This window comes from Streptomyces sp. NPDC002867 (genome assembly GCF_053591895.1).
In genome coordinates, this window is record NZ_JBSFUR010000003.1 from 284,008 (window position 1) to 296,233 (window position 12,226).

8 protein-coding genes and 2 pseudogenes are annotated in these 12,226 nt (G+C 70.2%); 5 read left to right on the forward strand and 5 right to left on the reverse strand.

The features are described 5' to 3' along the window. Positions 1–19 precede the first annotated feature (19 nt). Positions 20–2,251: a catalase/peroxidase HPI gene (gene katG / locus ACWD0A_RS04415; RefSeq protein WP_451294511.1), complete on the reverse strand. Its 2,232-nt coding sequence runs from the start codon at positions 2,249–2,251 to the stop codon at positions 20–22. 593 nt (positions 2,252–2,844) lie between these two features. On the opposite strand from katG, the gene ACWD0A_RS04420 reads away from it, so the two are divergent. Next, the gene (locus ACWD0A_RS04420) at positions 2,845–3,255 is read left to right on the forward strand and encodes a Fur family transcriptional regulator (protein ID WP_451294513.1); all 411 of its coding nucleotides are present in this window, start codon (positions 2,845–2,847) and stop codon (positions 3,253–3,255) included. A gap of 47 nt (positions 3,256–3,302) precedes the next feature. Here the strand turns inward: ACWD0A_RS04420 and ACWD0A_RS04425 are convergent, their stop codons facing one another. From ACWD0A_RS04425 to ACWD0A_RS04435, 3 genes and pseudogenes are all read right to left on the reverse strand, one after another. Then, positions 3,303–3,767 (reverse strand): GNAT family N-acetyltransferase, encoded by a 465-nt coding sequence (locus ACWD0A_RS04425; protein ID WP_451294595.1) that lies wholly within the window; start codon positions 3,765–3,767, stop codon positions 3,303–3,305. Between the two features lie 275 nt (positions 3,768–4,042). Continuing rightward, on the reverse strand, positions 4,043–4,702 hold the full coding sequence (locus tag ACWD0A_RS04430) for a hypothetical protein (protein WP_451294515.1): 660 nt from the start codon (positions 4,700–4,702) through the stop codon (positions 4,043–4,045). Between the two features lie 207 nt (positions 4,703–4,909). After that, positions 4,910–5,142: pseudogene (locus ACWD0A_RS04435) on the reverse strand (acyl-CoA thioesterase); the annotation flags it as partial. Positions 5,143–5,369: 227 nt separating this feature from the next. Between ACWD0A_RS04435 and ACWD0A_RS04440 the strand changes: the two are divergent. Together ACWD0A_RS04440 and ACWD0A_RS04445 are read left to right on the forward strand one after the other, a co-directional pair. Then, positions 5,370–6,467 (forward strand): serine hydrolase domain-containing protein, encoded by a 1,098-nt coding sequence (locus ACWD0A_RS04440; RefSeq protein WP_451294517.1) that lies wholly within the window; start codon positions 5,370–5,372, stop codon positions 6,465–6,467. Positions 6,468–6,623: 156 nt separating this feature from the next. After that, entirely contained in the window at positions 6,624–7,577 is a 954-nt protein-coding gene (locus tag ACWD0A_RS04445; protein WP_451294519.1) for an adenosine kinase, read from the forward strand. 53 nt (positions 7,578–7,630) lie between these two features. Here the strand turns inward: ACWD0A_RS04445 and ACWD0A_RS04450 are convergent, their stop codons facing one another. Beyond that, the gene (locus tag ACWD0A_RS04450; protein ID WP_451294521.1) at positions 7,631–8,842 is read right to left on the reverse strand and encodes a glycosyltransferase; all 1,212 of its coding nucleotides are present in this window, start codon (positions 8,840–8,842) and stop codon (positions 7,631–7,633) included. Between the two features lie 778 nt (positions 8,843–9,620). Between ACWD0A_RS04450 and helR the strand changes: the two genes are divergently transcribed. Both helR and ACWD0A_RS04460 read left to right on the forward strand, forming a co-directional pair. Next, positions 9,621–11,768 (forward strand): RNA polymerase recycling motor ATPase HelR, encoded by a 2,148-nt coding sequence (helR, locus tag ACWD0A_RS04455; RefSeq protein WP_451294523.1) that lies wholly within the window; start codon positions 9,621–9,623, stop codon positions 11,766–11,768. A gap of 107 nt (positions 11,769–11,875) precedes the next feature. Then, positions 11,876–12,052: pseudogene (locus ACWD0A_RS04460) on the forward strand (phosphotransferase-like protein); the annotation flags it as partial. Between the last annotated feature and the right edge of the window lie 174 nt (positions 12,053–12,226).

Sequence of the window (12,226 nt, forward strand, 5' to 3'; positions counted from 1 at the left end):
CCGACCTGGACGTCGTGCGTCAGACGAGGTCGAACCGGTCCAGGTTCATCACCTTGTCCCACGCCGCGACGAAGTCGTTCACGAACTTCTCCTTCGCGTCGTCGCTCGCGTAGACCTCCGCGAGCGCGCGCAGCTCGGAGTTCGAGCCGAAGACGAGGTCGGCACGGGTGCCGGTCCACCTGACCTCGCCCGTTGCGGCGTCGCGACCCTCGAACGTGTTCTGGTCCTCGGACGTCGCCTTCCACGTCGTGCCCAGGTCGAGCAGGTTGACGAAGAAGTCGTTGGTCAGAGACCCGGGCGCCGTGGTGAAGACGCCGAGCTGCGACTGCTGGTGGTTCGCCCCCAGAACGCGGAGGCCACCGACGAGCACCGTCATCTCGGGCGCGCTCAGGGTCAGCAGGTTCGCGCGGTCGAGCAGCAGGTACTCGGCCGGCAGCCGGTTGCCCTTCCCGAGGTAGTTGCGGAACCCGTCGGCCGCAGGCTCGAGCGCGGCGAACGACTCCACGTCGGTCTGCTCCTGCGACGCGTCCACGCGGCCCGGTGTGAAGGGCACCTCGACGTCGAAGCCGGCCTCCTTGGCGGCCCGCTCGACCGCCGCCCCGCCGGCGACCACGATCAGGTCGGCGAGCGAGACCTGCTTGCCACCGGCCCGGTCCGCGTTGAAGGACTGCTGGATCCCCTCCAGGGTGCGCAGGACGATCGCGAGCTGGTCGGGGTCGTTGACCTCCCAGCCGCGCTGCGGCTCGAGGCGGATGCGCGCACCGTTGGCGCCGCCGCGCTTGTCGCTGCCGCGGAAGGACGAGGCCGACGCCCACGCGGTGGACACGAGCTGGGACACCGTGAGGCCCGAGTCGAGAACCTGGACCTTGAGGGCGGCGACGTCCTCGGCGTCGATCAGCTCGTGCGTCCTCGCGGGCAGCGGGTCCTGCCACAGCAGCGTCTCGGACGGGACCTCGGGGCCGAGGTAGCGCGCGACCGGGCCCATGTCGCGGTGGGTCAGCTTGAACCACGCGCGGGCGAAGGCGTCCGCGAACTCGTCGGGGTTCTCGAGGAAACGCCGCGAGATCTGCTCGTAGACCGGGTCGAAACGGAGCGAGAGGTCGGTCGTCAGCATCGTCGGGGCGTGCGTCTTCGACGGGTCGTGGGCGTCGGGGACGGTTCCCGCGCCGGCGCCGTCCTTCGGCCGCCACTGGTGCGCGCCGGCGGGGCTCTTGAACAGCTCCCACTCGTAGCCGAACAGGATGCTGAAGAAGCTGTTGTCCCACGTGGTCGGGGTGTCGGTCCAGATCCCCTCGAGGCCGCTGGTGATCGCGTCACCGCCCTTGCCGGTGCCGAAGGAGTTCCTCCAGCCCAGGCCCTGCTCCTCGATCGAGGCGGCCTCGGGGTCCGGGCCGACATGGTCGGCCGGGCCCGCGCCGTGGGTCTTGCCGAAGGTGTGACCACCCGCGATCAGAGCGACCGTCTCCTCGTCGTTCATCGCCATCCGGCGGAACGTCTCACGGATGTCGCGGGCCGCGGCGATCGGGTCCGGATTGCCGTTCGGGCCCTCCGGGTTGACGTAGATGAGGCCCATCTGGACCGCGCCGAGGGGGCTCTCCAGCTCCCGGTCGCCGGTGTAGCGCTCGTCGCCGAGCCACGTCGACTCCGGACCCCAGTAGACGTCCTCCTCGGGCTCCCAGACGTCCTCACGACCGCCGGCGAAGCCGAAGGTCTTGAAGCCCATCGACTCCAGGGCGACGTTCCCCGCGAGAATCATGAGGTCGGCCCACGAGAGGTTCTGGCCGTACTTCTTCTTCACCGGCCACAGCAGGCGGCGGGCCTTGTCGAGGTTCCCGTTGTCCGGCCAGCTGTTGAGCGGGGCGAAGCGCTGCTGGCCGGCCCCGGCGCCGCCGCGTCCGTCGCTGATCCGGTAGGTGCCCGCGCTGTGCCACGCCATGCGGATCATGAACGGGCCGTAGTGGCCGAAGTCGGCGGGCCACCAGTCCTGCGAGGTCGTCAGCACCTCGGCGATGTCCCGCTTCACGGCCGGGAGGTCGAGGCTCTTGAACGCCTCGGCGTAGTCGAACTCCTCGCCCAGGGGGTTGGCCACGGCGGGGTTCTTGGCGAGGATCTTCAGGTTGAGCCGCTCCGACCACCACTGGCGGTTTCCACCACCCTGAGTCGGGTGCGGGGCGCGCCCGTGCGCGACCGGGCAGCCACCTCCCCCCTCCGTCTTCGCGTCGGTGACGATTGCGTCAGGGTTCTCAGCCATGGGAATCCTTCCGGACTATGCGGATCACGGTGCTCAGGAATTGCATGGGGTGGAACTGCCGGGGCACAGGCCCCGGTGAACGGCCTCGGCCTCGTCGATCGAGAAGCCGCAGCCGTCGGACGCGGTCGGTCGAGGTCCTCGCCGACCGCGCGGTCGACGTGGCGGTGGTCGTCCCCGGCACGTCCCTCGAACTCGGCCGGCCCGCCGCCCCGTTCGACACGGAGCGGGTCCTGCCGCGATGAGCGTGCTGAGGGCTTCCGCACGGGGTCGGAGGGACACGTGGCCCAAGAGATCAGCTGTCCCCGGAGCCAGGCCTGCGACACCGAGGGGTCGCCGTCCCGCCGTACGGTCTGGAGCAGCGCGACGCCGGTGCGGCCGTCACGCGCGAACCGTCGCCATGCTGCTCGGCGGTGGTCCCGTCATGTCTGTCTCCTGCCGTACACGGGGGTCTCCTGCCCTTGGCTGTCGCCGGATCCGATCCTACGATGGACAGAGTCCAGGTCAAGAAGCTTGTCGATCCCATATCCCATCGGAATCCGGACATCTATCAGTGAACTTGAGGTATCCCATCGAGCCCGAACAGGTGAACCGACATGAGTGACCTGCTGGAGCGACTGCGAGGGCGTGGCTGGCGGGTGACCTCCCAGCGGCGTGTCGTGGCGGAGGTGCTCGAGGGCGACCACGTCCATCTCACGGCCGACGAGGTGCACGCCCGTGCGGTACAGCGGCTGCCGGAGATCTCTCGGGCGACCGTCTACAACACCCTGGGCGAGCTGGTCTCCCTCGGCGAGGTCATCGAGGTCTCCACGGACGGCCGCGCCAAGCGCTACGACCCCAACGCCCATCGCCCGCACCAGCACCTGGTCTGTTCCGGTTGCGGCACCATCCGGGACGTCCACCCGACCGGCGATCCGCTGGCCGACCTCCCGGCCGAGGAACGGTTCGGCTTCACGGTCTCCGAGGCCGAGGTCACCTACCGCGGCCTGTGCCCGTCCTGCGCCTGAGAGGCCGTCACGTCCGGAGCGCCTGAGTGATGCCTGATTTCCGGAGCTCAGGGCCGGGCAGTGCCGGTGAGCGGCGATCCGGGGCGGTTCAGCCGCCAGATCACGTCGGTCCCGCTGTCCCCGGGAGCCACGGGCGGCGACACGCGTTCGCGCCGGACCTCGGTGAATCCCAGGCGCCTGGGAACGGCCCCGCTGGCCGCGTTGGCCAGGTCGTGCACGATGTCCACGTACGCCAGGTCCGGTAGCGACGCGAACGCCTCGGAGACCACGGCCGCTGCGGCCCGGGTCGCGATACCCCGCCCGACGGCGGCGGGGTGCAGCCAGTACCCCATGAAGCGGCCCTGGGGCTCGTCGGCACGGTAGAGGGAAAGGCTGCCGAGGAGCGCGTCGTTCGCGGTGATCGCGTAGTTGTACGCGTCGCCGCTCTGCCACTTCGGATCGCAGTCGGCGAGGAACTCCCGGGTGTGCTGCCGGCCGTGGCGGGGCCACCCACGGCATCCACGGCCGCAGATGGTCGAGCGATTCCTCGATCATCCGGAACAGGGCGTCGAAGTCGCTCTCCGCCCGCCAGCGCCGCAGGACGAAGTCCTGACAGTCAATGGTCTCGCTCGGCTGCACCATGGCGGCATCGTCGCCCTCCGGAGGGGATCACGGCAATCGGATATCGGTGACGGTCGACCACCCTCGGGGCCGCTCCTGCTGGGCGATCCAACGTCCCTGTCAGAGCCGCCTGTTGGAGCCGATGAGGACCGGTCCTGGGAGTGTCCGGGCCGGAGCGGACGCCTTCTCAGCGGGGGCGCTCCGCTTCGGAGTGCAGTGTGCGGGCGAACTCCTCGAATCGCTCCATGGCCGAACCGGAGGCCTCCGGCAGTCGCCGCAGCGCCTCCTGATAGGCGGCGAAGGTGCAGGAGTACAGCACAGCGAGGTACTCCAGCACGCGCTCCGCCTCCCCGTCCACTCCGGACGCGGCCTCCCCCTCCCCGAGGGGCTCGCCCGTGAACGGAGCCTCGGTCTCGAGACGCTCCGCCTCGCGCAGGGCCTCGTCGACGGCGGCCCGGATCGCGTCCGCGTCCAGCCGCTCGGTGCCCTGGTCCGCTCCCTGGCCCTCCTGCGAGGCCACGCCGTCCGTGTCGTCGTCGGAGAAAGACGACCATGTGAGCGCACGCGTGCGTGCGGAGAGCGCGTGCCAGGGCATCCCGAGCCGCTCGAACAGATCGGCGGCCCGCCTCAGTTCGGTGATGCCCTCGGTTTCGCGGTCCTCCTGCGCGAGCCGGTACGCGCGCTGCTCGGCGAGTTCCGCGCGAAGAAGGTCCTCCGGTCCGATCCGGTCGTCGTGCGTGGCAGGGCCGTCCGGCCTGGGTGCGGTCGGCGAAGGCCGCCGCGACCGCCCTCCGAGGCGCGGCCGAAGCCGCCGAACCTCAGTCGGCGAAGGCCCTGTTGTGGACACGAACACCCCGGCCACTCCGCCGGGTTCCAGCCCATACCAGGGCGCCTTCCGCCGCCACTACCCGGAGTTGTAACCCCACCGAGCCTGACCGTCCTTGCCCATGAAGCACTTCGCGGGCCGCCCGTCGACGGTCGTCGCGGTGGACCGCGTCCCGCCGCTGGGGCGCGATCTACGGGCTGACACCCGTGCAGCCGCCGGACAACCCTGGAGTCCGAAGACCTCCGGGGTCACGGCCAGCGCCCTGAAGTACTCGTGCGGATGCGCCACGAGCCTGCGTGCCTTCAGGTCCATCAGGCCGCCGACACCCGCACCTCGGCCGCCACCGTGCCGTCGGACGCGCGGACCGTCTGCTCGATGCGGAAGGTCTTGCCCTCACCCCAGACGAAGGCGCACGTCACCTCCACCTCGTCGCCCGCCCACAGCTCCCGCAGGTAGCGCACGGGGTCACACGAAGACCATGCGCGTCATTGTGGTCAGGAGGAGCCCGGAGATGCCCGTGAGGGCTGTCCTCACCGCGTGGGGGAGCCATGCGCCCAGGTGTGCATGGTCCGTGTGCGCGGCACGGCGGTCGCGGCGGTCGCAGAAAGCGTTTGCCCGCAGGCGGACGGCTGACCAGAATGAGCGTTTGCTGGTCAACCATCTCTGCGAGGGGTCTGTGGTGACGATCGTGACGAGGACCGACGGCTTCGATCCGGCTTCCCTGGAGGAAGCTGTCACCGGGGTGACGGAAAGGACGGGGTTCTCCGGCACGGTCCGTGTCACGCGGAACGGGGAGCCCGTATTCACCCGGGTGTTCGGGATGGCCTCACGCCGGTGGTCCGTACCCAACACGCACGACACGCGATTCCGCGTGGCGTCGGTGTCCAAGATGTTCACGGCAGTGGCCGTCCTGCAGCTCGTCGAGCGGAAGCAGATACGCCTGGACGACGCACTGGTGGACTTCGTGAAAGACCGTGTGCCCGAGCTCGATCCGCGTGTCACGGTCCACCACGCCCTGACGATGACGTCGGGCATCGGCGACTGGTTCGAGGAGGGCAGCGACGACTGGGAGGCCGAATGGGCGGCCCTGACGTCCTCCCACCCGCTCTACCTCCTGCGGGACAACAAGGACTACCTGCCGCTGTTCGCCGGGAAGCAGCCCCACTTCCCTCCCGGGGAACGCCATCTCTACAACGGCGCCGGCTACATCCTGCTCGGCCTGCTCATCGAATCGGTGACCGGCCGCTCCTTCGAAGAGGTCATCGCGGACGACGTCTTCGCCCGCGCCGGAATGAGTGCGTCCGGGTTTCCGGCCCTGGACGACCTGGGGCCGGACATCGCGGAGGGCTACCTCGCCACCGCTGACAGCGCGACGCCGTACCGGACCAATCACTATGCGACCACCCCTCGTGCGGCTGCCGACGGAGGGGCTACGTGTACCGCCGCGGATCTGACGGCCTTCGCCCACGCACTGGGCCACGGACGGCTGCTGAACGAGGAGACCACGCGTCTGGCACTGACCCCGCAGGTCGACGAGCGTGAGGAGAAGGTCCGCGGCTACCGGTGGATGTACGGGTTCGGCCTCACCCACATCCTCGACGACGAGGGAACCGTCGTCCGCTGGGGCCACACGGGCGAGGAGGACGGGGTCAGTGCCCGTCTCTACCACTACCCGCAGCAGGACCTGGACGTCGCCGTTCTCGGCAACATCAGCTGGTGCGCCGGCGACATGGGGTGGGCCGTCCACGACGCCCTCGTCGGCAACCAGGACAGCCGCGTGCCGTAGGGACGCCGAGCAGCAGGCTCAACGGCCCGGGGGCCTGGCGGCTCCCGGGTGCGGCCCGGAGCCCGGACAACACGCCTCCTGTGCCCGCTTTCTGCCGGGGGATGATGTGCTTCCGTGAGCGGGGCCCACACGTCCCTTCATCCCGAGAGGAACCCCATGAGTACGGACACCGATGTTCTCGTCCTGGGAGGCGCCGGCGTGGACACCATCGTGTACGTCCCCGAGTTGCCGCTTCCCTTCGCCGACAGCTACATGATCCGTCCCGGGATCGAGACGCGGGCGGGACAGACCGGGGACTTCGTCGCACTCGGGTTGAGCGCACTGGGCCTGCGCACCCATCACCTCGATGCGATCGGTGACGATCACGAAGGCGACCTGGTCCGTGCGGTTCACCGGGAGCGAGGCATCGCGTTCACCGAGGTCGTGCTGCCAGGCGGCACCAAGCGCGCGGTCAATCTCGTCAGCCCTGACGGACGGCGGCTCTCCCTGTACGACGCCAGCCGCTCACAGGAGGGCGACCGGCTCCCGGAAGCGACGGTCAGGGCATTGGCCGCGGTGAGCCGCCACGCCCATGTCTGCATCACCCACCCCTGCGCCCATGCTCTTCCCGTCCTCCGCGAGACGGGCCTGACCGTCTCGACCGACCTGCACGACTGGGACGGCGTCAACTCCTACCACGAGCCGTTCGCGTACCAGGCGGATGTCGTCTTCCTGTCCACCACGGCCTTGGCCGACCCCGAGCGAACCATGCGGCAGATCACCGAGCGGGGCCGGGCCGAAGTCGTCGTCGCGACGGCCGGGGCCGAGGGCGCGTACCTGCTTGTCGGCGACGAGATCACCCACATTCCGGCCGTCCCGCTCCCGGCGCCGGCGGTGGATACCAACGGCGCGGGTGACGCCTTCGCGTCCGGCTTTCTCTACGGCTGGCTCTCCGGCCGGTCACCGCACCGGTGCGGTCTGTACGGCGCGGTGACCGCGGCCCACGCCTGTACCGTGCCGTCGACGAGAACCGATCCCCTCAGCCGCGACGAACTCCACTCGCGCGTGGCGCAGTTGGAGTCGGAGACGCCGGTGCATCCGGTGTCCGTCGACGCAGGCGGGCGTGGGTGACCAAGGGCTGAGGCGGGCCCCGAGTGGTTCACACGGACGCCGGCGGTGTTCCTTCAGTCGGCCGCGTCGAGCAGCAGCTTCGCGGCCACCATTGCCCCGTCGGTGCGGATCGTGCCGGCCACGGCCCTCGCGCGTGCGCGGGTCTCGGGGGTCAGCGCCGTCCTGAGCGCGGCCGACAGGGACTCGAAGGCCGGAGTCGGACCGTCGTGTGCCGCGCCGATGCCCAACTCGGCCACGCGGCCGGCCCAGTAGGGCTGGTCCACGAATTGGGGGACGACCACCTGGGGCGCGCCGGCCCGGGCGGCCGTCGTCGTGGTGCCCGCGCCGCCGTGGTGCACGACGGCGGCCACCCGGCCGAACAGCGCCTGATGGTTGACCTCGCCGACGACGAAGCAGTCGTCCCGGTCGTCGATCAGGGCCAGGTCGGCCCAGCCGCGCCCGACGAGTGCGCGGCGGCCCTGCGCGCGGATCGCCTCGACGGCCACCCGTGCGACGTCCGTCGAGGCGCGCATGGGCATGCTGCCGAAGCCCACGTACACCGGTGGTGTGCCGGCGTCCAGGAACGCCACCAGCTCGGCCGGGAGCGGGCGGTCGTCCGGGAGGATCCACGCGCCGGTCTGCACGATGTCGAGGTCCGCCCACTCCTGCCACGTGCACAGGTTCGGGTCAGCTGCCAGCCACGGCTGGTCGGTGAAGACGTGGTCGCGGACGTTGTCCACCGGTGGCAGACCGATCGACGCCCGGTGGCTGTTGAGCGCCTCGCCGTACAGCGCGTTCACGCGCTCGGCGTCCAGTTCCCACAGCGCCCGGTTGTCGGTCACCTCCGGTGGGAACGGCCGGCCCGGCCGCGGCGGCGGCGGGTAGTGCGGCGACGGCAGTTCGATCGGATGGAAGCACGCGTACACGTAGCGGATGCCCAGTTTCTCGGCCACCGACCGTGCGCCGGCCGGCATCAAGCCGGTCGCCACCAGCGCGTCGCATCCCTCGGCCGCCGCGGCAAGCGTGTCGAACCGTGCTGCGACCAACTCGGCCGCGATCCGGAACGCGTCCGCCGCCGTCGGCGGCGTCACGCCGGTCACCAGTGCCCGCACCGCCGGGCCGAACGGCACCAGCGGCACGCCGACAGCGGCCAGCAGCTCCACGAACTCCTCGTCCCGCGGCGCGCACACTCTCACCTCCGCGCCGAGTTCCCGCAGTTGCACTGCGAGTCCCACCACCGGTTCGACGTCCCCGCGCGACCCATACGTCGACAACACCACACGCACTTCGCGACTCCCGTGTTCGCAGATTCTGACCTCGGCCGGCGATTCTGCGGCACGGCACGGGTCTTGCCGCAAGCCCCCCAGCGCGCTATACGTTGAGCATGGCAAGGAGTGGGTACTGCCCTTGTCATGTCGTCCGCCGCGGACGACGTCCTCCTCGCGAAGCGGCGGTGCGCCGCGTACGGCGGTACGTCGGCCCAGGAGGATCTCTCTCGTCAGCAGTCCTTGACGAGTTGCTGTGACAGCCGTCTTCCGGTGGGCGCAGTCGGCGCACCTCCGGCCTCGCGCCGTTCTCCTCGGCGCTTTCCATGACGACATCCTGGCAAGTGGCTCGCCACGAGACCGACCGCTTCCGCGGGCGTCGCCGCGCCGCCGAGGCGTTCCGCGCAGTCGGATGCGCAAATCTCGTACGGCGGTGCGGCCTACAGGATGAAGGGGAGGCCGTCGTGGTGACGTGGCGCGCCGCCCCTTCGAAGGGCTTGCCCGTCCACAGCGGGCCATGAGGGCAAAGGGGAATACCCACTCCTTGCCACTCTCAACTTATAGCGCACTGGGGGGCTTGCGGCAAGGCCCGGGTCATGCCGCAGAATCGCCGACCGAGGCCAGAACCTGGGGAAATAGGGGAGTCACGACGTGCGTGTGTTCTTGTCGGTTTATGGGTGGTGCGGTGACGTCGGGCCGATGGTGGGACCCGCGCTGCCATTGCGGGAATTCGACGCCGAGGCGCGAGTGTGCGCGCCGCCGGACTTCGCGAGCGCGACCTCACATCGGAGCTGATGACATGACCCCACTGACCACGAGCGCTTTCGACCTTCCCGACCACCTCTCGCCCAAGGCCGACCCGACGCTGATCGCCGGAGACGAGCAGCACTTCGCGGCCATCGCGGAGAACCTCGAGCAGGCGATCGCCGAACTGTCCGACAGTCTCGACGCCGAGCGCAGGGCGCCCGGCGGCATCGGCCGGCAGGCGATGGAGCGGGACGCGGAGATCCACCGGCTGACCGGTCGCCTGCGCGCCCTGCGTCGCTTCGGTCTGGACCTGTGCCTCGGACACATCGTCAGCGCAGACGACCCCGAGCCCGTGTACATCGGACGACTCGGCCTCACCGACAGCGCGGGGCGGCGGCTGCTGCTCGACTGGCGTTCCCCTGCCGCTGAGCCGTTCTTCGCGGCGACCCACGCCAACCCGATGGGTCTGGCAAGCCGCCGCAGATATCGCTGGACCCGCGGCCGGATCAGCGACTACTGGGACGAAGTGTTCACCGCCGAAGGGCTTGAAGGGCACGCCGCGCTCGACGACCAGTCCGCCTTCATCGCCAGCCTCGGCAGCAACCGGTCGGCCCGGATGCGCGACGTGCTCTCCACCATCCAGGCCGACCAGGACGCCATCATCCGGGCGGGGTCCCGTGGCGCTCTCGTCGTCGACGGCGGTCCGGGTACCGGGAAGACCGTCGTCGCTCTGCACCGCTCCGCCCACCTCCTCTACTCCGACCCTCGCCTCGGTCACCGTCGGGGCGGCGTGCTGTTCGTGGGTCCGCACCGGCCCTACCTGGCCTACGTCGCCGACGTCCTCCCCAGCCTCGGAGAGGAGGGCGTGCAGACCTGCACCCTGCGGGACCTCGTCGCCGAGGGAGCCGGAGCGGCGATCGAGACCGACCCGGACGTGGCCCTCCTGAAGTCGTCCGCGCACATGGTGAAGGCGATCGAGACGGCCGTCAGGTTCTACGAAGAGCCGCCCACCGAGGGGATGACGGTCACGACCTCCTGGTCCGACATCCGGCTGAGCGCCGACGACTGGGCCGAGGCGTTCGAAGCAGCAGAACCAGGTACTCCGCACAACGAGGCGCGCGAGCAGATCCGGGAGGAGCTGGTCACGATCCTCATGGACAAGCACAGCGGCGACGTCCCGCCCGACGTGTTCCGGAAGTCGCTGCTGCACGACAAGGAGCTGGTCGAGACCCTCAACCGCGCGTGGCCGCTGCTCGAGGCGGCCGACCTCGTCGGAGACCTGTGGTCGGTACCCGCCTACCTGCGGATGTGCGCTCCCTGGCTCAGCCCCGACGACGTGCGGAAGCTGCAGCGCGAGGACGCGCAGGCATGGACGGTGTCCGACCTGCCGCTCCTGGACGCGGCACGGCAGCGGCTCGGCGACCCGGAGGCGGCGCGCCGTAAGCGTCGGCACGAGGCCGCTGTCGCCGCCGAACGCGCGCGCATGGCCGATGTCATCGACAACGTGCTCGCGGCCGATGACGACGGTGAGGGTGCGGTGACGATGCTGCGCGGACGGGACCTGCAGGACAGCCTGATCGACGAAACCACGCCGGCCGGCGCTGAACCGGACCTGCTCGCCGGCCCGTTCGCGCACGTCGTCGTGGACGAGGCTCAGGAACTGACCGATGCGGAGTGGCAGATGCTGCTGCTCCGCTGCCCGTCTCGGAGCTTCACCATCGTCGGGGACCGTGCCCAGGCCAGGCACGGGTTCACGGAGTCGTGGCAGGAACGGCTCGAGCGGATCGGCCTCGACCGGATCGACGTGGCCTCCCTGAGCATCAACTACCGGACGCCGGAGGAAATCATGGCGGAAGCCGAGCCGGTCATCCGGGCCGTGCTCCCGGACGCCAATGTGCCGACCTCCATCCGCAGCAGCGGCGTCCCCGTCGTACACGGATCTGTTGCGGATCTGGACTCGATCCTCGACACCTGGCTCGCTGCGCATGCCGACGGAATCGCCTGCGTCATCGGCGATCCCACGTTCCGGGCGACGCCCCGCGTCCGGTCGCTGACCCCGGAGCTGGCGAAGGGCCTCGAGTTCGACCTGGTCGTCCTCATCGACCCGGAGACGTTCGGCAAGGGGGTCGAAGGAGCTGTCGACCGCTATGTCGCGATGACCCGAGCGACCCGGCAACTCGTCGTCCTCACGAACTCCTGACACCGGCCGGGACGACGTGATCGCCGCCCGGCGATCATGAGGACCGCCACGCGAAGGAGCCCGCCAGGGCTTCACGGTCCCGGGCACGCCAGGCTGGAGGCGTCGGACGAGGGGATTGTTCGGTCGCCGCCGGCCGCGAGGTCGCACGTGGAGACCGGGTCCAGGGAATGGCCGCGTCGCAGGCGGACGTGGTTCATGGCGGCGTGATGTATGACCTGGAGGTGGACACGACGCATACCGGGTCCCTGGTGTGTGCGCGAACGATCGCCGTCCGTGTCAGCTGATCGACGGACCAGCTCACGGCTGCCCGGCGTACAGCAGCGGGCCGTTCACGCTACGGCGGTGTGCCGGGCCGGCCTTCCGCCCACTGAGGGGCCGGCAGCAGACAGCGGACGTGGCCCGACCGCGCGTGGCGGAGACGCACCCCGCGCCCGTAGCGCCCGGCCTGCCGTCGTGGG